Below are 24311 nucleotides of genomic sequence, written 5' to 3'. Positions count from 1 at the left end.
CATCCCGAACTCAGCAGTGAAACGATGCATCGCCGATGGTAGTGTGGGGTTTCCCCATGTGAGAGTAGGTCATCGTCAAGATTAAATTCCGAAACCCCATTTGCGAAAGCAGATGGGGTTTTGTTTTAAGTAGAAGCTAAAGATTTTCGCGAGCCCGTTTCTTTAACGAGCCGCACACAGAATTTCTTGACGACCATAGAGCATTGGAACCACCTGATCCCATCCCGAACTCAGCAGTGAAACGATGCATCGCCGATGGTAGTGTGGGGTTTCCCCATGTGAGAGTAGGTCATCGTCAAGATTGAATTCCGAAACCCCATTTGCGAAAGCAAATGGGGTTTTGTCTTTCTGGTCCCTGCTGTTTTCAGCGTTTTTTTGTCCTTTCCCTAAACCCCGCCATACCGCTCTAGCATGCCGTCCGGCAGGTTTTTGCCTGTTATGTCGTCTATTTCTTACAAAGCCCTAAGTTTTATCGCCGTGGTGCCGACATGTACTGAGACGAGCGTGCACCAAAGTAGAGCAGCCATAGAATGCTGCCTGCGCGGCGACATGGAATGACGCGACACGGATGACCCCCCATTTTTTGCATAAGAAGTCCCATGAAATGAATCTCAAGTTCAGCCATAAAATCCTTTTGGCCGCCTCTGGCGTAGTGGTTCTGGCTTTTGCCTTGTTCACTTTGTACAACGACTACCTGCAGCGGAACACGATCAAGCAAAACCTTGAGGCCTCGGTGGAACAGGCCGGCGACTTGACCGCCAGCAGCGTGCAGAACTGGCTGAGCGGCCGCATCTTGGTGCTGGAGAGCCTCGCCCAGAACGTCGCGCACCAAGGCGCCCAGGCCGACTTCCCGGGCCTGGTGGACCAACCGGCCTTCACCTCGAATTTCCAATTCACCTACGTTGGCCAGAGCAACGGTGTTTTCACTCAGCGGCCTGACGCCAAAATGCCCGACGGCTATGACCCCCGCGAGCGTCCTTGGTACAAGCAGGCCGTTGCGGCCAACCAGACCATGCTCACGCCGCCCTACAAGGCTGCGGTGGGCGGGTTGATCGTTACCATTGCCATGCCGGTAAAGAAAGAGGGGCAACTGCTGGGTGTGGTCGGTGGTGACCTCAGCCTGCAAACGCTGATGAACATCATCAATTCGGTGGACTTCGGTGGCATCGGCCATGCCTTTCTGGTCAGCGGCGACGGTCAGGTCATCGTCAGCCCGGACGAGGATCAGGTGATGAAAAACCTGAAGGACATCTACCCAGGCACCGCACTGCGCCTGGAGAAGACTGCACAGGAAGTGACGCTCAACCAGCAGGAACGCATTCTGTCCTTCACCCCCGTCGCTGGGTTGCCGAATGCCCAGTGGTATATCGGCCTATCGATCGATAGGGACAAAGCTTACGAACCTCTCAGCCAATTCCGCACATCTGCATTGATCGCCATGTTCATCGCGGTATCGGCCATTGCGGTGCTGTTGAGCTTGCTGATTCAGGTGTTGATGCGTCCGTTGACCACCATGGGCCGTGCGATGCAGGACATCGCCCAGGGCGAAGGTGACTTGACCCGTCGTCTGACGGTAGAGAGCAAGGACGAATTTGGCGTGCTGGGCGGCTCTTTCAACCAGTTTGTGGAGCGTATTCACGCATCAATTTCGGAAGTGTCGTCGGCTACCCGTCAGGTTCATGATTTGTCGCAACGGGTGATGGCTTCATCCAACGCTTCCATTGTCGGTTCCGATGAGCAAAGTGCGCGCACTAACAGCGTGGCGGCGGCCATCAATGAACTGGGGGCGGCGACCCAGGAGATTGCCCGCAACGCGGCTGATGCGTCGCAGCATGCCAGCGGCGCTAGCGAGCAGGCGGATGACGGCCGGCAGGTGGTGGAAAAAACCATCCTGGCGATGACCGAGTTGTCGCAGAAGATCAGCTTGTCCTGCACCCAGATCGAAACGCTGAATGCGAGTACCGACAACATCGGCCACATTCTCGATGTGATTAAAGGCATCTCCCAACAGACCAACCTGCTGGCCCTCAACGCAGCCATCGAAGCGGCCCGTGCCGGCGAGGCGGGTCGTGGTTTTGCTGTGGTTGCGGACGAAGTGCGCAACCTGGCACACCGCACCCAGGAGTCGGCCGAAGAGATCCACAAGATGATTACGTCGCTGCAGATCGGCTCTCGCGAAGCGGTTACCACCATGAACGCGAGCCAGGTTTCCAGCGAGGAAAGCGTCGAAGTGGCGAACCAGGCTGGCGAACGGTTGGTCAGCGTGACGCAGCGCATCACGGAAATCGACGGCATGAACCAGTCGGTGGCCGCGGCTACTGAAGAGCAGACGGCGGTGGTGGAAACCCTCAACGTGGACATCAACCAGATCAACCTGTTGAACCAGCAGGGCGTGGCCAACCTCAACGAAACCTTGAAGGACTGCGACGCGCTGTCGTTGCAGGCCAATCGACTCAAGCAATTGGTCGATAGCTTCAAGATCTGAGGCGCAGCCGCTACAGCAAAACGCGATGAAGCCTGCCAGGCTCATCGCGTTTTTTTATGGGCCGCTTACACAAACAGCGTGCGTAGATTGCCCATGGCCTCGTCAGCAAAACCCTGTACGAACTGCGCGAAGGCATCGGCCTCACCCTCACCCTCACCCTGCGTCGGTTCGGCAATGATGGTCCAGGTGGCACGCGAGCAATCGGCGCCCGCGGCTTCAACCACCATGGCTGCCCACAACTGACCGACGCCCAGGGTGTTGTAGAGGGTGGTCCAGGTCATCGTCATGGCCTGCTCGTCGCGATGGTTGAGCTGTTCGACCACCAGGTTGCCGTCTTTAAAGAACTTCTTGCGCAGCGAACCCGGGCCTTGGCCGGTCATCTCGATGCGCTCCAGTGCTGGGATGAAGCGGTCGAAGCCAGCAAACTCGCCGGCCACGGCCCAGACACGGCTGGCCGATGCGCGAATCTCGACGCTGGCGGTGATCGGGTTGCCGTTGGGGTTGCGGATCAGGGTGTCGGGTTGGGGGTGGTTCATGGTCTTACTCCTGTATGCGCTGGGTGGTGTCAGATAAAGGCAATCTGCTTGAGGTACTCACAGCCTTTGCGCAGTAGCGCTGGGGATTTTTCCGGGTAGTGCTCGCCCATTTGTTTGATGCCATGGCGGGCATTGGTGTGGCCGATCATGGAGATATCGCCGATGTCCTCTTCAAAGCCGTTGAGGTAGAAGCCCAGCACGCCGAACAACGCGTTCTGGCTGTCGACTCGGGCCAGTTGTTGCTGCCACTGGGCCACGGTCGCCCATTCAAAACAGTGGCCGACCTGTTCGAACGCGGCCACATAGGCCGCCCAGCTCAAGGGTTGAGGGTTATGCAGGTTGAAGACGGTGCGGCCGGGTTGATAGCGGGTGCTGTGCCAAGCAATGAAACGGGCCAGGAAGTCCACGGGCATCAAGTCGAAGTTCAGTTCAAGACGTGGCACCAGGCCCAGTTGCAGTGAGCCCTTGAGCATCAACAACAAGCGGTTTTTATGGGGTTGGCATACGCCGTTGCGGCTGTTGAAGCTGATGTTGCCCGGGCGGTACAGGTTGACCTGCACACCGCGCTCGCGGGCGCGCTCTAGCAGGCGTTCGCCAACCCATTTGGACAGGTTATAGCCGTTGCGCAGGTAGATCGGCGGGGTCGGCGCGGCGGCCACTTCCAGCACTTGGCCGGCGGCGTCGCGGGTGCTGCAGGCTGAAAGGGTCGAGATGAAATTGAAGATCTTTTTGCTGCGCCCTTCGCACAGCCGCAGCAGGTGCAATAGCGGCTCGACGTTGTCACCCGCCAGCGACGGGTAGTCGAGGACATGATTGACGTTGGCGGCGTTGTGCACCAACGCGCCGAACTCCCTGTCCAGGCGCTCGTACAGCGGCGGCGCCAGCCCCAGGTCGGGGCGGGTCAGGTCGGCGGCGTGAACCTGCACCCGGCTCAGGTCCAGATGCTCCAGGCAGTTGTCCCGCAGGGCCTGGGCGAAGCGCTGCGCCGCCGATTGCCCGGCGCTGTCGCGCACCAGGCACGCCACTTCCCTCGCGCCCGCCGCCAGCAGTGCTTGCACGATATGTACGCCGACGAAACTGTTAGCGCCGGTGACAATTACTTTGCCCACATCGCCCATGCGGGATGACGCCAAGGCTTCGATGTCGAGCGGGCGGCAGGCATCGGCCAGCGCCTGTTCGCAGAGGTTCTGCTCAATGGCGTTGCCGCGCACCAAGGTTGCCAGGCGAGCTAGGGTCGGGTCTTCGATAAAGCGGTTGATCGAGATGCTGCGCCCGAACTGCTCGCGCAGGCCCAGCAGCAGGCGCGACAGTAGGATCGAGTGGCCGCCGAGGTTGAAGAAGCTCTCCTGGGTGCAGATTTCTTCGGCCGGTAATTCCAGTAGCTCGGCCCACAGCGCCCGCAGCCGCTCCTCGTCGGCGCTGCGGGGCAATTGGCGTGAGGTATTGGCGACGACAGTGACGGGCAGCCTGAGCAACGCCTGGCGGTCCACCTTGCCATTACTGGCGCACGGCAAGCTCGCCAGCAGGGTGCAGGCCAGCGGCTGCATGTAGTCGGGCAGGTGTTGCGCGGCCCACTGCTTGAGCCGTTGCGGGGCGAGTTCCGGTTGCTCACCTGCGGGTTGGGCAACGAACGCCAGAATGCGCCGCTGGCTGTCGATCACCACGGCGACCTGGCCAAACAGGCGACTGGCGCGCAGGCAATGTTCGATTTCCTCGGGCTCGACGCGAAAGCCGCGGATTTTCACCTGATTGTCGCGCCGCCCGCACAGCTCGATTCCCGCTTCGGTCCATTTGCCCAGGTCGCCGCTGCGGTAGGCGCGCAGACGCTGGCCGTCCGGCAGGGGCAACTCCAGGTAACGCTCGGCGGTCTGCTGCGGGTTGTGCAGATAGCCCAGCGCCACGCCAGGGCCGACGATGTACAACTCGCCCACTTGCTGCTCCGCCACCGGTTGCTGGGCGTCATCGAGAATCAGCACCCGGCTGTTGGCGATGGGCGCGCCGAGCAGGCGGTTGTGGTCGCCGCTGCGCATCGGGCGAGCGGTGGCCAGCACCGTGGCTTCGGTGGGGCCATACAGGTTGCACAGGCGCGTGTGGGGCGTGAGGCGCTCAATCGCTTCGGGCTCGCACACATCGCCGCCGGTCATGAGCCAGCCCAGCCCCAGCGGTTCATCGCCGGGCAGCAGGCTGAGCAGGGCGGGCGGCAGAAAGCCGTGGGTCAGGCGCTGTTCGCGCAGCAGCGCGGCCAGTTGCAGCGGATCGCGGCGTTGGCTGTCGCTGGGCACGATCAGCGCCGCACCCTGGATCAGCGCTGGGAAGATGTCGATCAGCGAGGCGTCGAACCCCAGGGAGGCGAACTGCAAGACCCTGCTCTGTTCATTCAACTCGCAGAAGTCGGCATACCAGGCGCAAAAATGGCTGAGGTTGTGTTGGCTAAGCACTACGCCTTTAGGTTGGCCCGTCGTGCCTGAGGTGTAGAACGCCATGCACGGCGCGTCGGCGCTGGGGCGCGAGTGCAGCAAGGGTTGGTGCAGGTCGGCGCTGCGGGCGTCGATGCGGGCCACGTCCAACCCAGGCATCTGTTGCGCCAGCGGATGCTGGCCGTCGTGGAGCAGCAGTACCGCCCCGGCGTTTTGCAGGATGTACTGCTGGCGCGGCAGCGGATGGTCCGGCTCCAGCGGCAGGTACACCGCGTCGCTGCCCAGAATCGCCAGGATGGCGGCGTACAGCGGCGCAGATTTTTCCAGGCAAAGGCCCACCACCAATGGCTGCCCGCCGCCGCGCAACGGTGCCAGCAACGGCAGCAGGCGTTGCTGGATCGCCATGCTCTGTGCCCGCAGTTGGCCATAGCTCAGATGAGTGCCGGCAATGACCAGCGCCGTGCGTTGGCCAAAGCGCTGAAGGCTGCGGTCCAGTTGCTCGATGAGCGGTGTTTGCGCTTGGCACAGCAAGTCAGGCCGGGCGGTGTCGTTGAACCGGTGCACGTAGGCCAGCGCCTGCAACCGCAGTAGGCTGGCGCCCTCCAAGGCGTGGTCAGTATCCAGCGCGGTGGTGTGCTGTAGGTACTCGGCCTCGCGGCTCACACGGCTGACCAGCAGCGCGACGTAGTCCACCAGGGTATCGACTGCCCGCCGGTGCAGCATCTGGCCGTTGCCGGAGTTTTCCGGGGCCAGTGGCAGCTGGTCCAACAGGCGTTTGGTGCGTGCGCTGCCGTGCCAACACAGCAGGGTCAGGCGTGGCAGCCATTCGCCCGCGTGGGTGGCCTCCTGCAAGCGCAGGTGCAGGCTGTCGCGGGCGATGATCGGGCTATCCAGCGCTTGGCTGCCGTCCTCGATCAACAGGTCGCAATCGCTGGCCGCGTAGTGGAGGCGGTGGCCGTGTTGCGCCAATTCTTCACCGATGGCATCCAGAGCCTGGCTGTTGCCGATGAGTGCAATATCGAGACATTTCATCCAGTGTTCCTCCCCATCAGCACAGGTAATCGACCATTGCTTGCTGGACGCAGGCCGAGTCCAGCAGCGAACTGCTGCGCAAAAAACGCACGATGTTGCCGACCAAGGGGTGGTGGCGATTGATCGGGAACGCCAGGCCAGACACCTCGTCCTTGAGCGCGAGGCGCACCGCGGGGCTGACGGGCAGGTGATCGATCAACTGAAAGTCGAAGGCGTTCTGCAAGTCGTTGGTCAGGTAGTGGCGGATAAACACCGGCAGGATCTGCGCCAGGCAATGGCGCTCGGCCTCGCTGGCGCGCTGCCAGTAGATCTGCACCAGTCGCGTCCAGAACCCGGAGTGGCGGCCCTCATCGAGCAAATGGTCGGCCATCAGGCCCTTGATCGAGGCCTTCACCGTGTCGTCCCGGGCGAACGCGGCGACATCGTGGGTTACGGTGTTTTCCGCAATGGCCACGCAGATCAGTTCCATGGGCGCGCGCAACTCAGGCGGGGCCAGGGCCAGGGCAGCCGGCACGGCGCGGCTCAACTCGATTTGCGTGGGTAATTGGATGGGCGCGATACCGGTCAGGGCGATGGTTTGCTGCATAAAGTCCATGGCCACTAGTGCGTGGTAGTCCTCGTCCACGACCACGGTCATGGCGTCATACCGGCAGGCTGGCGGGAAGGCCACGCCAAAGCGGTTCTTGGCGATGCTGCGGGCGGTCTGGTCGACGATTTCGGTTTCAAAAATCACCACGTCGTTGATGAACTTGTAGAGGGTCTGTACCAGCACGAAGTCGCGCTGCTGCGGGCATTCGCGCAAAAAGGCCTGGCCCAGAACCAGGGGCTGACGGCTCAGGGGGTAGATCAATTTGTCGTCGTTTTCCAACATCCGCCGGGGCCGGGTGCGGATGCTGGCGCGGTTCTCCCAGGTGTCGGCGAAGGATTGATAGGTGGCGGCGTTCATTGGCTCAGCTCCTGGATGCTGGCGTGCAAGCCATCCCACAGCGCGAGTCGGCTACGCACCGCGGCCAGGGCGGCGGCCTGGGCCTCGGCCTCACGCTGCGGGTCGCCGTCGATCAGGCTTGCCAGTAACTGTTCGGCGGCTGGGCCATGGTCGTGAGCGTCCACGTCGATATGCCGTTGCAGGTAGTAACGCAAAGTCGGCGCCTGATCCGCGCCGATCCGCCATTGGTCGAGCAGGCCCTGGAACATCATCGGAATCACGGTTTCACGGCCATGCACAAAAGCGGCGGCGACGCAGTGGGGCGCAGCGTTCAGGGCGGTTTCGAGGGTGTGGCGGACAAACGTCGCGGCGCTCGGGTGTACGTCGATGCGGTGCAGCGCGGCGTTCCAACTGATGCCTTGGCGTTGCAGGGCGACAAACTGCTCGATGGCCCGGGTGCTGGCGCCGATCTCCGCCATGGCCTCCAGGTACAACTCGAAGTGGCTGCAATGCCCGCCACTGGGTCGCGTGTCGGATTCCTCGCCCAGCACAATGTCGTTGATAAGCCGCGTCGCCTGCGGGTGGGGCGCTGGCAGCCACGGCACCTGGGTGCAGGTCAGCTCGGTTTGCAGGCGCTTGGTCAGCGACATGAAATCCCACACGGCAAATACGTGGGTTTGCATAAAACACTGAAGTTTGCCCAGTGAGTTGATGTCGGAAAATATCCGATGGTTATCTAATTGCGCTTTGCACAGTTGCAGGGGTGTTGGAATGGCAAGCATTGGGCGGCCTCTGACGTAATAAGTGTGACGCGTTAACGACGAGAAGTTCTTTTTATTGGGCGAGCGCGGGGCTCAAACAGAAGTTGATAAAGGGACGGTTTTCTCCCGATGGCAAAGGCCGCATGGTTGTTTAATAAGCCTTTGCCAGAGTGGCGTGCACCCGAGGCGAACTAGCCTGAGTGCTGGCCAACTAAAAATTAATGCAAGAAGTAAGTGTTCCGCAAGTATTTTTTACTGTTTGTAAGTTGCGCATTTTTAATGTGCGATAAGTTGCAATAAAACTTATTGGCTAAGTTTTATTGGGGCGAAGTTGTTCGTTTCGGCTTGAATAAGCCGAAATTGGAATAACAGCGTGAGTGCCTCACGACTGACAACTTCTTGAGTAAGTAAACGCAGCTTGAGGGCATTCTTTAGCGGCGCGAGCGTGCACAGCCCGATCGCAACCTTTGTTTGGCAGACTCCTTCTTGTTGGCTCGTTCCAAGGCGCCTTGGCGCGCAGGAAGACGCGGCGGCGCCGGCGTTTTGCTGGCCCGTACAAGAGTGAGTGCAAATGGGTGGCGCCGCTATTGCTGGCGGCGGGGTTGTTTCGGGTTTTGTCCGTAGGAAATCGCGACTGTTACCAAGCATGTGCCCGGCACAGAGGTTTAGCGGGCTAACGCTGTGCCCGCAGGAGGGAGGTGTGGTTTTTTGTAAATGGATTATTCCCCGACGCGACTTGCCAGAAAGCGGGTGATGACTTCAACGGCGCGCCCAAGGTGTTTTTCCAGGGCTTTTAGGCAAGCCTCGATATCGCCCTCGCGAGCAGTGCGCAGCAATTGTCGATGGTCATCCTGGCTGATTTTGCCCAGGCCCATGGCTTGCAGGTTAAAGCGCAGAAAGCGTTCCTCCTCGATCAGCCCGTTCTCCACCAGGGTCAGCAGCCGTCGGTTACCAGCCTTGTTGTAGAGGGCCATGTGGAACAAGCGATTGAGGTGGCCGATCTGGGCGTAATCGGCTTCGCTTTCCATCGCTTCGATGCAGCGGGCGGCCTCGGCGAAGTTGTCCTCATCGAGATGGGGAATGGCCAGGCGCAGCGCTTCGGATTCCAGCAGTAGGCGCAGGGCGTAGGTTTCGGCCGCGTCGCCTTCGACCAGCGCCGCCACCACCGCGCCTTTGTGGGCGACCACATGCAGCAGCGACTGCGCCTCGAGCTGGCGCAGGGCCTCGCGCACCGGCATGCGGCTGACCCCGAACAGGTCGGCCAGGTCTTGTTGGCGCAGGGCCGTGCCGCAGGGCAGGCGCCCGTCGAGGATGGCGGCGCGCAGGGTTTGTTCAATCACGGAGCGAGCAAGGTGGGCCGGTATGGGCCCGTCGATGGTGATGCTGCTCAAGGGGTTCGGCTTCTGTGTCACGACAACGCTACCCTCTGAAAATAACCAGGCTTGATTGGATCCAATTAACACTAGTGACCACCCAAGGTCTTGTCAAACCTTCGGTTTTGCGCGCCGAGGTGGCCAGACGGGGTGGTGGGCGATTCTATTCCGACAGCTCGCCGAATGCAGTGATTGCACGGTGCCATTGTCTTTTACTTATCGAAGCTGCACCATCGATTGGTTTTCCACGGACCACCCGGACTTCATCGCATTGGCGATACGTTTAGCTTTGCCTCGAACCTTGCGCTGGATGGTTTCAGCGGTGCTCCTGGCCAGCCTGATGCTGGGCGGCCTGCATGCCGATTGGGATTTTTCCCTGATAAGCCGCCGGGCCGAGGCGCTGTACGGGCCCCTGGGCCAGGGCCAGCAGCGTATCGATGCCTGGCAGCACCTGTTGGCTACGCAAAAGCAGACCAGCGAGCAAGAGCAGCTCAAGGTGGTCAACCTGTTCTTCAACAAACAGATGCGCTACATGGAAGACGTCGACCTGTGGGGCCAGGTCGATTATTGGGAAACCCCCATCGAAGGCCTCTGGAAAGGCGCCGGCGACTGCGAGGATTACGCCATCGCCAAATACTTCAGCCTGCGCCGCCTCGGGGTCTCCAGCGACAAATTGCGCATTACGTACGTCAAGGCTTTGCGCCAGAATCGCGCCCACATGGTGCTGACCTACTATTCAACCCCCGAGGCCATGCCGCTGGTTCTCGACAGCCTGATCGACGCGATCCAACCGGCCAGCCAACGAACCGACCTGTTGCCGGTCTACTCTTTCAACGCCGAGGGGCTGTGGCTGCCGGGCGCCAAGGGCAACAAGAAAGTCGGCGACACCAAACGTCTGTCGCGCTGGCAGGACGTGTTGAAAAAAATGAAGGCCGAAGGTTTTCCGGTCGAGACGACTAATTAGGAGCACGCGCTCAGATGTCCCTGTTCAAACAACTGTTGATCGCAATCTGTCTGTTCCTGGTGGTCGCCTTCAGCGGCAGCTTCATGGTCAGCCTGGAAAGCTCGCGCACCCAGTACGTCAACCAGTTGCGCTCCCATGCCCAGGACGCGGCGACGGCGCTGGCGCTGTCGTTGACGCCCAATATCGACGACCCGGCGATGGTCGAGCTGATGGTCAGTTCGATTTTCGACAGCGGCTATTACGCCAGCATCCGCGTGGTGGACCTGGCGACCGACCAAGTCCTGGTCGAGCGCAGCGGCAGCCCTGAGGTCAGTGTGCCGGCGTGGTTCGTTAACCTGATCGGCCTGGAGCCGGCCGGCGGCGATGCCATCGTCAGCCGTGGCTGGGAGCAGGCCGCGCGAGTCGAGGTGGTCAGCCACCCGATGTTTGCCCTGGCCAAACTCTGGCAGAGCGCCCTGGGCAGCCTGGGTTGGTTGCTGATCTGCGGCGCGGTGAGCGCAGTGCTGGGCGCGCTGCTGTTGCGCCGCCAGTTGAAGCCGCTCGATTACATGGTGCAGCAGTCCCACGCCATCGCCCGGCGTGAATTCCTCAGCTTGCCCGAACTACCGCGCACTCCGGAACTGCGCCGGGTGGTGCAGGCGATGAATCAGATGGTCGAGAAGCTCAAGGCCCTGTTCCAGGAGCAGGCCGAACGCAGCGAAAAACTGCGGGTGGAATCCTATCAGGACAACCTGACGGGGCTGGCTAACCGCCGCTATTTTGAAATGCAGCTCAACGCACGGGTCAGCAACCCGGAGCAGGCCAGTTCCGGTTACCTGATGCTGCTGCGGGTCAAGGACCTGGCGGGCCTGAACCAGCGCCTGGGCGGGCAGCGCACCGACCAGTTGCTGCAAGCCGTGGGCGAGCAACTGCAACGCGAGTGCGCCAAGTACCCGGAAACCCAGAACCTGATTACCCGCATCCGGGGTGGCGAATTCGCCGTGCTGGCGCCGGGCCTGGTGCGCGAAGAAGCGCTGCAACTGGCCCAGAGCCTGGAAGGCACCCTGGCGAGCTTGCAGGCGACCGGCGCCTCGGACGTATCGCCGGTGGCCTACATCGGCCTGGCGCCGTTCTCCCATGGCGATTCGCCACAGACCCTGCTCAGCCTCGCCGACCAGGCATTGGCCCAGGCCGAGACCCAGGGCGAGGCCAGTTGGACCTGCCTGGACCATGGCGCGGCGGCCAGCGTGGGCGACGACCACCACGCTTGGCATACCCTGCTCGACCGCGCACTGGACCAACAGCGTCTGGAGCTATTTTTCCAACCGGTAGTCGCCAGCCAAGACACCCAATTGGTCCTGCACTACAAAGTGCTGTCGCGCCTGCGTGACGAACAGGGCCAGACCATCGCCGCCGGGCGCTTCCTGCCGTGGTTGGAGCGCTTCGGCTGGACCGCGCGCCTGGATCGCCTGATGCTCAAACTGGTATTGGAGCAAATGGCCGGGCACGACCAATCTCTGGCGCTGAACCTGTCATCCGCGACCCTGGCCGACCCTCAGGCACTGAACAAGATTTTCGATCTGCTGCGCCAACACGCCAACCTGGGGCCGCGGCTGACCCTGGAAATCGGCGAAGAGCAATTGCCCGAACAAGCGGTGCTGGAACAACTGACCCGGCGCCTGCGTGAGCTGGGCTTCTCCCTCAGCCTGCAACGCTTCGGCGGGCGCTTCAGCATGATCGGCAACCTGGCGCGCCTGGGCCTGGCCTACCTGAAAATCGACGGCAGCTACATCCGTGCCATCGACCAGGAAGGAGACAAACGCCTGTTTATCGAAGCCATCCAACGCGCCGCCCACAGCATCGACCTGCCGCTGATTGCCGAGCGGGTCGAGACTGAGGGCGAGTTGCAAGTGATCCGCGAAATGGGCCTTTACGGCGTGCAGGGCCAGTTGTTCGGCGAACCTGCACCCTGGGGCCCGAAAGCCGATTAAGGGGCTTCGGCCTTGATTTCGCGGTAGCGCTGCTCCAGCTCCTGGCGGATCTGGCGGCGCTGGCGGGCCTGGGTGAAGCGGCGCTGGTCTTCGCTGTTGTGTGGTTGCAGTTGGGGAACCGGGGCGGGTTTGCGGTCCTCGTCCACCGCCACCATGGTGAAAAAGCAACTGTTGGTGTGCCGCACCGAGCGCTCGCGGATGTTTTCCGTTACCACCTTGATGCCCACCTCCATCGAGGTATTGCCGGTGTAGTTGACCGACGCGAGGAATGTCACCAGTTCACCCACGTGGATCGGCTCGCGGAAAATCACCTGGTCCACCGACAGGGTCACCACATAGCGCCCGGCATAACGGCTGGCGCAGGCGTAGGCCACTTCATCGAGGTATTTGAGCAGGGTCCCGCCGTGGACATTGCCAGAGAAGTTGGCCATGTCGGGGGTCATCAAGACAGTCATCGACAGCTGGGCGTTTCCGGGTTCCATAGCTCACTCACGGGTTAAGGCTGCAATAGCGAGGGCGCCTCTGCGGGCACCTGGGTTGTTTTTCAAACCAGCGTTATCGGGACGCCGCGCGGCGGGCGGCCGTCACGCCCGAAGTGATCTGTTTCCATATATTGCGCCGGCTTTCTGCTAGAAGTCGCGGTGTTACCCTTCAAAAGCCCGGCCCAAGGGCATTTCCTACCTTAAATAAAGATTTTTGTTCGGCGTGCTCAGACGTTTCTTCCGTTCTAGGGCTTGAGCAGCAAGATCAGTCCAACTCAAGGAGCCTCTCGCCATGCATGCCATCAGCTTTATCCAGGATTTGGCCGTGATAATGCTGGTCGCAGGTGTGGTGACCATCCTCTTTCACCGGCTCAAGCAACCGGTGGTGCTGGGTTACATAGTCGCCGGTTTCATCATCGGCCCGCACACCCCGCCGTTCGGCTTGATCCACGACGAAGACACCATCAAGACCCTGGCCGAGCTGGGGGTGATCTTTCTGATGTTCTGCCTGGGGTTGGAATTCAGCCTGCGCAAGTTGTTCAAGGTTGGCGCGACAGCCTTCATCGCCGCGTTCCTGGAAATCGTGCTGATGATCTGGATCGGCTACGAAATCGGCCGCTGGTTCGACTGGAACACCATGGATTCACTCTTCCTCGGCGCGATCTTGGCCATTTCCTCGACCACCATCATCGTCAAGGCCCTCAACGACCTGAAAATGAAGGATCAGCGCTTTGCGCAGTTGATCTTTGGCGTCTTGATTGTCGAAGACATCCTGGGCATCGGCATCATCGCCTTGCTGTCGAGCATCGCGGTCAGCGGCACCGTCAGTTCGGGCGAGGTGTTCTCCACGGTGGGCAAGCTGTCGTTGTTCATGATCGTTGCGCTGGTGATCGGCATCCTGCTGGTGCCACGGTTGCTGGCGTACGTGGCGAAGTTTGAAAGCAATGAAATGCTGCTGATTACTGTGCTGGGCCTGTGTTTTGGTTTTTGCCTGCTGGTGGTCAAACTCGAATACAGCATGGTGCTGGGGGCGTTCCTGATTGGCGCGATCATGGCTGAATCCCGGCAGTTGCTGAAAATTGAGCGGCTGATCGAGCCGGTTCGCGACATGTTCAGTGCCATCTTCTTCGTGGCCATTGGCTTGATGATCGACCCGCAGATTCTCTTGCAGTACGCCTGGCCGATTGCCGTGATTACCGTGGCGGTGGTGTTGGGCAAGATGTTGTCCTGCGGCTTGGGTGCCTTTATCGCCGGCAATGACGGGCGCACCTCACTGCGGGTTGGGATGGGGCTTTCACAGATTGGCGAATTTTCATTCATCATCGCGGCGCTGGGCATGACGCTCCAGGTCACCAGTGATTTCCTCTACCCGGTCGCGGTGGCTGTATCCGCGATCACCACGCTGCTGACGCCGTACCTGATTCGCGGTGCGGATCCCTTGTCGATGAAGCTTGCGGCAGTGATGCCCAAGCGGCTGGCGCGGGTGCTGGGCATGTATGGCGAATGGTTGCGCAGCATCCAGCCCCAGGGCGAAGGTGCATTGCTGGCGAAGATGATCCGCAAGATCCTGCTGCAAGTGGGGGTCAACCTGGCGCTGGTGATGGCGATCTTCTTTTCCGGTGGCTTCTTCGCCCAGCGCATTGGGGACTATTTGCAGGGGTGGGTGGCGGAGCCGAGTTGGCAGAAGGCTTTGATCTGGGGCGGCGCGCTGCTGTTGTCGCTGCCGTTTTTGATTGCGGCTTATCGCAAGCTCAAGGCGCTGTCGATGCTGCTGGCGGAGATGGGCGTCAAGGCGGATATGGCCGGGCGCCATACGCAGCGGGTGCGGCGGGTGATTGCCGAGGTGATACCGATCTTGTCGTTACTGGTGATTTTCTTGCTGCTGTCGGCCTTGTCGTCGAGCATCTTGCCGACCAATGAGCTGTTGATCTTGATAGCCGTCGTTGCGGCGGCTGTGGCGGCGGTGTTGTGGCGCTGGTTTATCCGTGTGCATACGCGCATGCAGGTGGCGTTGCTGGAAACCCTGGATAACCACAAGGACCCCGCCGAGCATTGATACCCGCCCCAGGGCTGTGCTGGATGCGGGTTTAAGCGGCGTGGCTCAGCAGCTCTCCAGCCAGACGTCCCGCGCCCAGTGCCATACCGATTCCCAGGACTCTTCGGTGACCAGCTCTTCCTTGCCGGACCACAGCACCACGGTGCCGTCTTCTTCGACGCAGTAGTAATTCTCGCCGTCCTGGCAAATCGGGATCAGCTCCCGTGGCACGCCAGTATCCCAGGCGTTGGCCGCTACTTCAGGCAGGTAGGTGTGGGATTGTGGGTCGGTGACCGTGACCGGTTCCAGTCTGCCGTAGACCACGTCGCTGACGGTCAGCAGGAACTCCTTGAAAACAAAGGGGATATTGATGAACAGCTGTTCTTCGACTTCCACCAGTTGATCTTCGTCGGGCAGCTCCAGCGGTACCGGAACGGGTTCGTTGGCTTCACGCAGTTGTTCGATGACTTCTTCCACGGCCGGAATCCTCTTGCTCGATGGCGCGGTTTATATGGGGCGGTTTATACAGTAGCTCGCTATAAGTGCAACCGCGAAATAGAAAACCCCGGCCAAGACCGGGGTTTCTGTGACTACATGCTTAGCGAGTTGCGCTATCAGCCGTTCTGGCGGATACCGGCTACCAGCCAAGGCTGGTTGTCGCCTTGCGGGCGTTCCATGTTCCAGCTTTCGCTGAACACTTCGCCCTGGTCGAAGCGCGAAGTCTTCGACACGCCGCTGAAGGTCAGGGTGGCGATGGTCTTGTCGGCGCGATCATCCACGCCGTCCAACTGGACGGTGAGGTTGTCGATGTAGGTGGACTGGAAGCCGTCACCCAGCTCGGCGCGTTCGCGCTTGAGGAACTCGAGCAGTTGCGGGGTCACGAACTCGGCGATCTTGTCCATTTCATTGGCGTCCCAGTGCTGTTGCAGGGACTGGAAGTGGTTGCGTGCCGCTTCGATGAAGCGCTCTTCGTTGAACCAGGCTGGCGCATTGATGACCGGGCGCGCAGCAGCTGGAGCAGCCGAACCGCCGAAGATCGAGCCCATGGACGGCTTGTTTTCAAACACTTCACGCTGCATGGGCGCGCCGGCCGGGGCCAGGTGCTCCTGCTGCTTGCGGCGGCGAGCGGCGATGAAGCGGAAGATCACGAACGCAATGACCGCCATGATAAGGATGTCGAAGATCTGCATGCCCTGGAAGCCGCCGCCCATGAACATGGACGCCAGCAAGCCACCCGCCGCGATGCCGGCCAGAGGGCCGAGCCAGCGTGAAGCACCGCCGGCCTTGGCAGCGGCGCCAGCGGCACCGGCCGCGCCCGCAGTGGCAGCAGCGCCACCCATGCCAGGAGAAGAAGGAGCCATTTGGCTGGTCTGGTGGGACGGTGCAGCGCCGGAGCTTTTGCCGCCACCGAAGCGCTTGGCATTGGCGTCCAGACTCATCGTCAGGCCGATGCACAACGCCATGGCGATGCTAAGAAAACGTTTCATAAAGGGAATTCCCATTTGTGGATGGCACGCGCGCCATGGTGCACATGTGAAGTGTTACTGGCTAGCGGCAGAGTGTTTCGGGCTTTTGCCTGACAGGCTGGGTTCAGGTTCGGTCAGCACAAGAGGTTGTGTAGGTTTAGTCTGTAGGCCATGACCATAAGTTCTGTAAGCCTCACCCCCGTGTGACGTGCGGGAGTGAGCGCGAACTTGTCAGACAGTTTCCAGCTTGGCGTACCCCAGCATCAGCCACTTGCTGCCCTCGCTGAAGTTCACCTGCACCCGGGCCTGGGCGCCAGCGCCTTCGAAGTTGAGGATTACGCCGTCGCCGAACACCGAGTGGCGCACTTGCTGGCCGAGGCTGAACGCGGTTTCGGGGATTTGCGCGCCGCTGAACATGCTGGAGGAGTTCTGCTTTTGGCCGCCGCCAAAGGGACGGCTGACGCTGTTGGACAGGCGCACTTCCTGGATCAGCCCCTTGGGCACTTCACGTACGAAACGCGAAACCTTGTTGTAGGTTTCGCTGCCGTAGAGCCGGCGCGTCTCGGCATAGGTCATCACCAGGTTTTGCATGGCGCGGGTGATGCCGACATACGCCAGGCGTCGCTCCTCTTCGAGGCGGCCGGGTTCTTCCAGGCTCATCTTGTGGGGGAACAGGCCTTCTTCCATGCCCACCAGGAACACGTAGGGGAATTCCAGCCCTTTGGCGCTGTGCAGCGTCATCAGTTGAATGCTGTCTTCGTGCTCGTCGGCCTGGGTGTCGCCGGCCTCCAGCGAGGCGTGGCCGAGGAATGCCGCCAGGGGCGAGAGGTCGGCGTCTTCTTCGGTGTTCTCGAAGTTGCGCGCGGCGCTGACCAGTTCCTCAAGGTTTTCCACCCGGGCTTGGCCTTTTTCGCCTTTTTCCGCTTCGTGGTAGGCGATCAGGCCAGACTGCTCGATGACGGTTTGGGTCATCAGGTGCAGCGGCATGTCGAGGGTTTTGGCAGCGAGGTTCTCGATCAGCTCGACAAACCCGCCCAACGCCCCGGCGGCGCGGCCGGTGAGGCCTTTGTTGACGACCAGCAGGCGCATGGCTTCCCACATCGACACATCGCTGTGACGCGCGTGTTCGCGGATGGCCTCGACGGTTTTTTCGCCAATGCCCCGGGCGGGTACGTTGATGACCCGCTCCAGGGCGGCATCGTTGCCCCGGCCTTCCAGCAAGCGCAGGTAGGCCATGGCGTTCTTGATTTCGGCGCGCTCGAAGAAGCGCTGGCCCCCGTAGATGCGGTACGGGATGCGCTCGCGCAGCAGGGCTTCTTCAAGCACCCGTGACTGGGCGTTGGAGCGGTACAAAATGGCTATATCGCTGCGTGCCAGGCCGGTTTTCAGGGCGCTTTCGATGGTTTCCACCACGTAGCGCGCTTCATCGTGTTCGTTGAACGCGGCGTACAGGTTGATCGCTTCGCCTTCGCCGCCGTCGGTCCACAGTTCTTTGCCCAGGCGCCCGGTGTTGTTGGCGATCAGGGCGTTGGCCGCTTTGAGGATGCCGGCGGTGGAGCGGTAGTTTTGCTCCAGACGGATGGTTTCAGCGTCCGGGAAGTCTTCGGAGTATTGGTAGATATTCTCGATTTTCGCGCCGCGCCAGCCGTAGATCGACTGGTCGTCGTCGCCGACCACCATCAGGCTGTCGCCGCCCTTGGCCAGCAGGCGCAACCAGGCGTACTGCACGGCGTTGGTGTCCTGGAATTCGTCGACCAGGATGTGCCGGAAACGCTTTTGGTAGTGGGCCAGCAAACCCGGGTTGTCGCGCCACAGGTCCAGGGCACGCAGCAGCAGCTCGGAGAAGTCGATGACGCCGGCGCGGGCGCAGGCGGCCTCGTAGGCTTCATAGATGCTGCGCATGGTGCCCAGGAACAGGTCGCCGCTGGCCTGGATGTGCTTGGGGCGCAGGCCTTCGTCTTTCTGGCCGTTGATGAACCACTGGGCCTGGCGGGCCGGCCAGCGTTGTTCGTCGAGGCCCAGTTCGCGGATCACCCGCTTGACCAGGCGTTGCTGGTCGTCGCTGTCGAGGATCTGGAAGGACTGGCTCAACCCCGCTTCCTGCCAGTGCGCCCGCAGCAGTCGGTGCGCGAGGCCGTGGAAGGTGCCGACCCACATGCCGGCCGGGCTCAGGCCCATCAATTGCTCGATGCGGTGGCGCATCTCGGCGGCGGCCTTGTTGGTGAAGGTCACCGATAAAATCGAGTGGGGCGATGCGTTTTCTACCTGGATCAACCAGGCGATACGGTGCACCAGCACTCGGGTTTTACCGGAGCCGGCACCGGCCAGGACCAACTGACGACCCACGCGGGCGGCTACGGCCTGGCGTTGGGCATCGTTGAGAGAGTTCAGCAAAAGGGAGAGATCATCGCGCATCGGCGCATTCTAGGGTGCCACGCCACCCCCGGCAAACCGTGCGTTGGGTAAACCGATAAAAAAGAACGGCCGGGGACGACCGGTCAGTCATTGCCTACAGACGACGGCGGGGCTCGCCTGAAGGGTTTTTGGCGGATGGCGGAGGCGTTTTGTTTTCGGATTTTTATGACGTGGAGCAGTTTGGTGCGGGCATTGGCTTGTGTATGCTCGCTCGACGTTTCGGGCTCACCATTATAAGAACACGCCGCCTATGACACTCAGCACTAGCCTGTCGGGCCCTTCTGTTGCGCCCCAGGTTATCCGCCAGCAATACGCCACGCAGATGGCGGTTGAGCGAACCCGTCTGCTCTATCAAGGCTCCCTGCTGCCGACGGTTTTCATGTTGCTCAACGGTTTGGTCTGCGCCGCGTTGCTGTGGAGCCCGCAGCGTTATGGGCTGGTGAGTGTCTGGCTGGTGTGGTTGCTGACGCTGGTGGCGTTGCGGGTGATCCAAGTGGCGGCGTTCGATTCAGCGTTGCCTGCCCGTCAGGCCCAACCGGTGTGGCAGCGCATGTTCCTGCTGGGTTCGGCCGCCAGCGGCCTGACGCTCGGTATCGCCGGTATCGCCGTGGTGCCCACCGACAGTTTCCTTCAGCAAGCCTGGGTGTTCGGCCTGATCGGCGCGGCGACGCTGTCGGCCAGCGTTGCCTACGCGGTGAGCCTGCCGGCGTTCCTGTCCTTTGCTTTGCCTTGCCTGTTGCCTGCCATCGGCTACCTGTTTTGGGGTTCCGGCGAGCAGCAGGGTTGGGGTTGGCTGGGGCTGATCCTGTTGGGCTTGCTGAGCGTGGTGGCGTGGCAGGTCAACCGGTTGATCCAGCGCGGTTTGCTGCGCGGCTTCCAGAACCAGGCACTGATCGAGCATTTGCAGCAATCCCAGCACCGCAGCGAGCAGCTCAACGAGGACTTGGCCCGTGAGATAGAGCAGCGCCGCAGCGCCGAAGAGCAGTTGCGCCAGGCCCAGGTCGGCCTGGAGCAACGTGTAGCCCAGCGCAGCCTGGAGCTGGACGCCGCCAACCAGGCGCTGAAAAAGAGTGAGGCGCGCCTGGGCCTGGCCTTGAAGGCCAGCGAGTTGGGCCTGTGGGATTGGAATCTGCAAACCGATGAAGTGCACCACACCCAGCTCAAGGAGCTGTTCGGCCTGGAGCCGGAATACGTCACGGCCATGCTCGGCCACCTCAAGCCGCGGCTGCACCCGCAAGACGTGCCGTTGCTCAAGCGGGCGTTGGTGGAGCACTTGAAGGGGCGCACCGAGGACTACCAGATCGAGTACCGCGTGCGCCACGAGGACGGCCACTGGGTGTGGATCGAAGACCGTGGCCGCGCGGTGGAGCGGACCAGCAATGGCCGGGTGATCCGCATGGTCGGCACCCGGCGCGATATCAGCACCCGCAAAGAATTGGAAGAGCAGCGGCGCCTGGCGGCGACGGTGTTCGAGGCGGCCAGCGAAGGCATCGTCATTCTTGACCCGGACTACGCGCTGATCGCCATCAATCAGGCATTCAGCCATGTCACCGGCTATCAGATCGAAGACATGCTGGGGCGCAACGTCGTCGAATTGCCGTGCAGCCGCGATGCGCGCCGGCACTACCCGGTGATCCACCAGGCCCTGGAGCAGCACGGCAGTTGGCAAGGCGAACTGGTGGAGGCGCGCAAGAACGGCGAGTTGTATCCGCAATGGCTGCAACTTACGGCGGTGCGCGATGTGCGGGGTAACGTCAGCCATATTGTCGGCTTCTTCACCGATCTGTCGGCCCGCCGCGCCTCCGAAGAACGCATGCGCTACCTGAGCCATTACGACGAACTGACCGGGCTGGCCAATCGCGCGCTGTTTCGCGAACGCCTGCATGATGCCTACCAACGTATCCGCCAGGGCGGCCGCAGCCTGGCGTTGCTGCACATCAACCTGGACCGCTTCAAGCTGCTCAACGACAGCCTCGGCCATGAGGTGGCCGATCAACTGTTACAGAAAATGGCCCGGCGCCTGGTCAACGCGCTACCCGAAGCCGACACCATCGCGCGGCTGTCCGGGGACGAGTTCGCGGTGCTATTTGATGCCTACGGCAACTTGTCCAGCCTGGCGCGGGTGGCCACACGCTTGTCGGCCAAACTGCGTTTGCCGCTGAACATCGAGGGGCACGAATTGGTGGTCAGTGCCTCGATGGGCATCAGCATGCTGCCGGACAACGCACGGGACATCCCCGCCCTGGTCAGCCAGTCGAACATGGCCATGCAGCACGCCAAGCACTTGGGCGGTAATAACTTCCAGTTCTATACCGACAGCCTGCAAGCCAGCACCCTTGAGCGCTTGCAGCTGGAAAACCAACTGCGCAAGGCCATCGATGAGCACCAGCTCAAGGTGTTCTACCAACCCAAACTGTGCCTGGCCACCGGGCGCCTGAATGCCGCCGAGGCGTTGGTGCGTTGGGACCACCCGACCATGGGCCGCGTGCCGCCGGGGGACTTTATCGGGTTGGCGGAAGAAACCGGATTGATCGGCCCGATCGGTGAATTCGTGCTGCGCCAGGCCTGCTGGCAGGCGTGCGAATGGCAGCGCCAGGGGCTGGCGCCGATCCGGGTGTCGGTCAACCTGTCGGTGCACCAGTTGCGCCAGGGCAAACTGGTCAGCCTGGTGCGCCAGGTGCTGGAAGAGACCGGGTTGGCGCCGCACTACTTGGAGTTGGAGCTGACCGAGAGCCAGTTGCTCGACAGCGTCGAGCACATCATCGCCACCTTCCAGCAGTTGCGTGACCTGGGGGTGAAACTGGCGATCGACGATTTTGGCACCGGCTATTCCTCCCTGAGCTACCTCAAGCGCATCCCGGTGGACTACGTGAAGATCGACCAGGCGTTCATTCGCGGGGTGGGCGAGGGCGGCGAGGACGCGGCGATCACCCGGGCGATCATCGCCATGGCCCATGGCCTGTCCCTCAAGGTCGTGGCCGAAGGCGTGGAAGATCAGCGGCAACTGGACTTTCTCAAAGCCGAGGGCTGCGACGAAGTGCAGGGTTACCTCATCAGCCGCCCCGTGGAGGCCAGCGAGTTGGGTGCGTTGCTGGGCCGATAGGTCGCCGGATTGAGCCGCGTCAGGCCATCGCGCCCGTAGGGCTACAAAGGCTCTGGCCTCAAGAACAGTGGGCGGCGGGACGTTTTTGTGATGTTTCGGGCAGGCAAAAAGACGATTCTTGTAGTATAACTACAAGCTCGCTACATCCCTGGCGCCTGCCAATAACAAGAGTCCGATCCTTTGAACCTGTTGCAACATATCGCCCAGTCTCGCCACCTGTTACGCAAATCGGAACTCAAGGTTGCCGATCACGTGCTGCTTGACCCCGCGGCGGTGATGCACAGTTCCATGGCCGACCTGGCCCACAGCGTGGGCATCAGTGAGCCGACCATCGTGCGCTTTTGCCGTGCCATCGGTTGCTCCGGCTTCCAGGACTTGAAGCTGAAACTGGCGCAAAGCCTGGCGGCGGGGGCCAGTTTCGGCCAGTTCGCCATCCACGAAGACGACTCGGTCGCCGACTACAGCCTGAAGATTTTCGACACCACCCTGCACACCCTGATGGAAGTGCGCGAGAAGCTCGACCCGGTGGCGCTGCAACGGGCGGTGACCGCCATGTCCCAGGCCCAACGCGTGGAGTTCTATGGCTTTGGCGCCTCGGGCGCGGTGGCGGCGGATGCCCAGCACAAGTTCTTCCGCTTATTGCTCACTGCGGCGGCCTATTCCGACCCGCACATGCAGGCGATGTCGGCGGTCACCCTCAAGCCGTCGGACGTGGCGATCTGTATTTCCCAGTCCGGGCGCTCCAAGGATTTGCTGATTACCGCCAACCTGGTGCGCGAAAGCGGTGCCTCGCTGATTACCCTGTGCCCGAGCCAGACGCCGCTGGCCGAGCTGGCCACCGTCAACCTGGCCATCGATGTGCACGAAGACACCGAAATCTACACACCGCTGACCTCGCGCATCGCCCACCTGGTGGTGATCGACGTGCTGGCCATGGGCGTGGCCATGGCGCGTGGCCCGAGCCTGGTCAACCACCTCAAGAGCGTCAAGCGCAGCCTTCGTAGCCTGCGGTTGTCGCCCAAGTCGGTGAAGGCGCTGGACGACTGAGCCGGCGCCACCGTCATCTACCTGTAACCCCCGCGCCGCCAAACCGTCACCCTAGGCGCCTATCGTGAAACTCCCGTACTCGCCTTGGGAGACTCGAAATGGCCCAGCCCTACGAAGAACGCAACAGCGCCGTCAAAACCCGTCGTCAGCAGGAAGACCAGCGCCGCATGGCGTTTCGCCGTGCGATCGAGGACCGTTGCCAGCAGCGGCAGTTGCTCGCACAAATTGGCGATTTGCCTGACGCGGCAGAACTCAATTTCTGGCAGGCAGCGCCAAGCGCCGGCCGTCGAAACGCTCAACCAGCTCACTGATCTGCGCCCGCTCGCTGCGAATAAAGCCCAGGAACGCATGGGCCACCGGTGACAGGCGCTTGGCCTTGGCCTGCACCACGCACCAACTGCGGTACAGCGGCAGCTCCTCCACCGGCAACTCCACCAGTCTGCCGGTGGCCAGTTCCAGGTTCAGGGCGTGGCGCGTCAGCAAAGCCACGCCCAGGCCCGCCACCACGCATTCGCGTTGCGCTTCGGCGGACGCCACTTCCTGGGTCTGGGTGAAGTGCACGCGTTTTTCCTTGAAGTATTCCTCACACGCCAACCGCGTGCCCGAGCCGGGTTCGCGGATCAACAGGGTGTGGGGTTCGAGGTCTTGCAGGCGCAGCGGCCCCTGATGGCACAGCGGGTGGTCGGGCGGGGCGACGGCGACGATGGGGTTATTGAGGAAGGGCAGGAACTCCAGGCCCATGTCCTGGGGCACCATCGACATAATCACCAGGTCGTCGCGGTTGTCCGACAGGCGACGTATGGCCTGCGCGCGGTTGATGACCGTCAGGTGCAGATTGACCTCCGGATGCTGGCGCCGGAATGCGGCGAACAGGTGCGGCACGAAGTATTTGGCGCTCGATTCCACCGCCAGTTTTAGTTGCCCCTGGAGCGAGCCCTGCATGTCCGAGAGCTGCATGTCGAGGTTTTCCAGGCGCCCGAAAATATCCCGGCTAGCGCGCTGTAACGCTTCAGCTGCTTCAGTCATGTAGAGTTTTTTGCCCACGTAATCGAAGAGTGGCTGGCCGATCAGCTCTTCAAGTTGACGAATCTGTAGGCTAACGGCAGGTTGTGTGAGGGACATTTCCTCGGCCGCGCGGCTGTAAGAGCGCAAATCACAGACCTCATTGAAGATCTGAAGTTGACGCAATGTCATACGCATCAATGACTTACGCATTTACTGAAAACTCTCGTCACGGGCGGGAAGCTCAACTATAAGCTTTTGCTTATGCACGACCCAATAATTATTGATTTTTGTTAAT

General features: G+C 61.5%; 17 protein-coding genes and 1 rRNA gene. 8 read left to right on the top strand and 10 right to left on the bottom strand.

Annotation, left to right across the window (positions count from 1 at the left end; all coding sequences use genetic code 11):
* Positions 1-185 precede the first annotated feature (185 nt).
* Both rrf and CKW13_RS14365 read left to right on the top strand, forming a co-directional pair.
* Positions 186-301 (top strand): 5S ribosomal RNA (gene rrf, locus CKW13_RS14370).
* Positions 302-604: 303 nt separating this feature from the next.
* Positions 605-2485 (top strand): methyl-accepting chemotaxis protein, encoded by a 1881-nt coding sequence (locus tag CKW13_RS14365; RefSeq protein WP_095109291.1) that lies wholly within the window; start codon positions 605-607, stop codon positions 2483-2485.
* A 65-nt stretch (positions 2486-2550) separates the two neighbouring features.
* On the opposite strand, the gene CKW13_RS14360 is transcribed toward CKW13_RS14365, so the two are convergent.
* The 5 genes from CKW13_RS14360 to CKW13_RS14340 form a co-directional block, all read right to left on the bottom strand.
* Positions 2551-3021: an SRPBCC family protein gene (locus tag CKW13_RS14360; RefSeq protein WP_095109284.1), complete on the bottom strand. Its 471-nt coding sequence runs from the start codon at positions 3019-3021 to the stop codon at positions 2551-2553.
* A gap of 29 nt (positions 3022-3050) precedes the next feature.
* Entirely contained in the window at positions 3051-6470 is a 3420-nt protein-coding gene (locus CKW13_RS14355; protein WP_095109283.1) for an amino acid adenylation domain-containing protein, read from the bottom strand.
* 16 nt (positions 6471-6486) lie between these two features.
* Positions 6487-7416: a diiron oxygenase gene (locus CKW13_RS14350; protein ID WP_095109282.1), complete on the bottom strand. Its 930-nt coding sequence runs from the start codon at positions 7414-7416 to the stop codon at positions 6487-6489.
* Positions 7413-8177, bottom strand: coding sequence for a DUF3050 domain-containing protein (locus tag CKW13_RS14345; RefSeq protein WP_095109281.1), 765 nt, complete (start codon positions 8175-8177; stop codon positions 7413-7415). The genes CKW13_RS14350 and CKW13_RS14345 overlap by 4 nt, the downstream gene beginning before the upstream one ends.
* Before the next feature lie 698 nt (positions 8178-8875).
* A complete protein-coding gene (locus CKW13_RS14340; protein WP_095109280.1) occupies positions 8876-9568 on the bottom strand; it encodes a GntR family transcriptional regulator in 693 nt (230 codons plus the stop codon).
* Positions 9569-9800: 232 nt separating this feature from the next.
* On the opposite strand from CKW13_RS14340, the gene lapG reads away from it, so the two are divergent.
* The gene (lapG, locus tag CKW13_RS14335; RefSeq protein ID WP_095109290.1) at positions 9801-10493 is read left to right on the top strand and encodes a cysteine protease LapG; all 693 of its coding nucleotides are present in this window, start codon (positions 9801-9803) and stop codon (positions 10491-10493) included.
* Between the two features lie 14 nt (positions 10494-10507).
* Positions 10508-12463, top strand: coding sequence for a cyclic di-GMP receptor LapD (lapD, locus tag CKW13_RS14330; protein ID WP_095109279.1), 1956 nt, complete (start codon positions 10508-10510; stop codon positions 12461-12463).
* Here lapD and CKW13_RS14325 read toward each other — a convergent pair.
* A complete protein-coding gene (locus CKW13_RS14325; protein WP_095109278.1) occupies positions 12460-12945 on the bottom strand; it encodes an acyl-CoA thioesterase in 486 nt (161 codons plus the stop codon). The two genes, lapD and CKW13_RS14325, sit on opposite strands and share 4 nt — an antisense overlap.
* A gap of 292 nt (positions 12946-13237) precedes the next feature.
* Between CKW13_RS14325 and CKW13_RS14320 the strand changes: the two genes are divergently transcribed.
* Entirely contained in the window at positions 13238-15001 is a 1764-nt protein-coding gene (locus CKW13_RS14320) for a cation:proton antiporter (RefSeq protein ID WP_095109277.1), read from the top strand.
* Positions 15002-15046: 45 nt separating this feature from the next.
* On the opposite strand, the gene CKW13_RS14315 is transcribed toward CKW13_RS14320, so the two are convergent.
* The 3 genes from CKW13_RS14315 to uvrD form a co-directional block, all read right to left on the bottom strand.
* A complete protein-coding gene (locus tag CKW13_RS14315) occupies positions 15047-15457 on the bottom strand; it encodes an SMI1/KNR4 family protein (protein ID WP_095109276.1) in 411 nt (136 codons plus the stop codon).
* Between the two features lie 137 nt (positions 15458-15594).
* On the bottom strand, positions 15595-16467 hold the full coding sequence (locus CKW13_RS14310) for a Tim44 domain-containing protein (RefSeq protein ID WP_095109275.1): 873 nt from the start codon (positions 16465-16467) through the stop codon (positions 15595-15597).
* A gap of 210 nt (positions 16468-16677) precedes the next feature.
* Positions 16678-18861, bottom strand: a complete 2184-nt coding sequence (gene uvrD / locus CKW13_RS14305; protein WP_095109274.1) for a DNA helicase II — start codon at positions 18859-18861, stop codon at positions 16678-16680.
* 250 nt (positions 18862-19111) lie between these two features.
* Between uvrD and CKW13_RS14300 the strand changes: the two genes are divergently transcribed.
* The 3 genes from CKW13_RS14300 to CKW13_RS14290 all read left to right on the top strand — a co-directional run bounded on the left by CKW13_RS14300 (position 19112) and on the right by CKW13_RS14290 (position 23322).
* Positions 19112-21964, top strand: a complete 2853-nt coding sequence (locus tag CKW13_RS14300; RefSeq protein WP_095109273.1) for a bifunctional diguanylate cyclase/phosphodiesterase — start codon at positions 19112-19114, stop codon at positions 21962-21964.
* Between the two features lie 180 nt (positions 21965-22144).
* Complete coding sequence (gene hexR, locus CKW13_RS14295) at positions 22145-23011, top strand: transcriptional regulator HexR (protein WP_095109272.1); 867 nt, start codon at positions 22145-22147, stop codon at positions 23009-23011.
* A 98-nt stretch (positions 23012-23109) separates the two neighbouring features.
* Entirely contained in the window at positions 23110-23322 is a 213-nt protein-coding gene (locus CKW13_RS14290; RefSeq protein WP_095109271.1) for a PA3496 family putative envelope integrity protein, read from the top strand.
* Here CKW13_RS14290 and CKW13_RS14285 read toward each other — a convergent pair.
* Positions 23264-24226, bottom strand: a complete 963-nt coding sequence (locus tag CKW13_RS14285; protein ID WP_095109270.1) for a LysR family transcriptional regulator — start codon at positions 24224-24226, stop codon at positions 23264-23266. The two genes, CKW13_RS14290 and CKW13_RS14285, sit on opposite strands and share 59 nt — an antisense overlap.
* Positions 24227-24311: the final 85 nt, after the last annotated feature.

Origin of the sequence: Pseudomonas sp. Irchel 3E20, assembly GCF_900187645.1 — a bacterium.
Lineage (GTDB): Bacteria > Pseudomonadota > Gammaproteobacteria > Pseudomonadales > Pseudomonadaceae > Aquipseudomonas.
Note: the sequence above shows the minus strand (reverse complement) of the source record. Positions and strands in the feature narration are given on the sequence as shown.

Excerpts from the sequence above, each read along its gene's own strand:
- CKW13_RS14365 (WP_095109291.1), top strand. The coding sequence starts at position 605 with ATGAATCTCAAGTTCAGCCATAAAATCCTTTTGGCCGCCTCTGGCGTA.
- CKW13_RS14300 (WP_095109273.1), top strand. The coding sequence starts at position 19,112 with ATGACACTCAGCACTAGCCTGTCGGGCCCTTCTGTTGCGCCCCAGGTT.
- CKW13_RS14350 (WP_095109282.1), bottom strand. The coding sequence starts at position 7,416 with ATGAACGCCGCCACCTATCAATCCTTCGCCGACACCTGGGAGAACCGC.
- lapD (WP_095109279.1), top strand. The coding sequence starts at position 10,508 with ATGTCCCTGTTCAAACAACTGTTGATCGCAATCTGTCTGTTCCTGGTG.
- CKW13_RS14285 (WP_095109270.1), bottom strand. The coding sequence starts at position 24,226 with ATGCGTAAGTCATTGATGCGTATGACATTGCGTCAACTTCAGATCTTC.
- CKW13_RS14325 (WP_095109278.1), bottom strand. The coding sequence starts at position 12,945 with ATGGAACCCGGAAACGCCCAGCTGTCGATGACTGTCTTGATGACCCCC.
- CKW13_RS14290 (WP_095109271.1), top strand. The coding sequence starts at position 23,110 with ATGGCCCAGCCCTACGAAGAACGCAACAGCGCCGTCAAAACCCGTCGT.
- CKW13_RS14310 (WP_095109275.1), bottom strand. The coding sequence starts at position 16,467 with ATGAAACGTTTTCTTAGCATCGCCATGGCGTTGTGCATCGGCCTGACG.
- CKW13_RS14355 (WP_095109283.1), bottom strand. The coding sequence starts at position 6,470 with ATGAAATGTCTCGATATTGCACTCATCGGCAACAGCCAGGCTCTGGAT.
- CKW13_RS14360 (WP_095109284.1), bottom strand. The coding sequence starts at position 3,021 with ATGAACCACCCCCAACCCGACACCCTGATCCGCAACCCCAACGGCAAC.
- CKW13_RS14320 (WP_095109277.1), top strand. The coding sequence starts at position 13,238 with ATGCATGCCATCAGCTTTATCCAGGATTTGGCCGTGATAATGCTGGTC.
- CKW13_RS14345 (WP_095109281.1), bottom strand. The coding sequence starts at position 8,177 with ATGCTTGCCATTCCAACACCCCTGCAACTGTGCAAAGCGCAATTAGAT.
- uvrD (WP_095109274.1), bottom strand. The coding sequence starts at position 18,861 with ATGCGCGATGATCTCTCCCTTTTGCTGAACTCTCTCAACGATGCCCAA.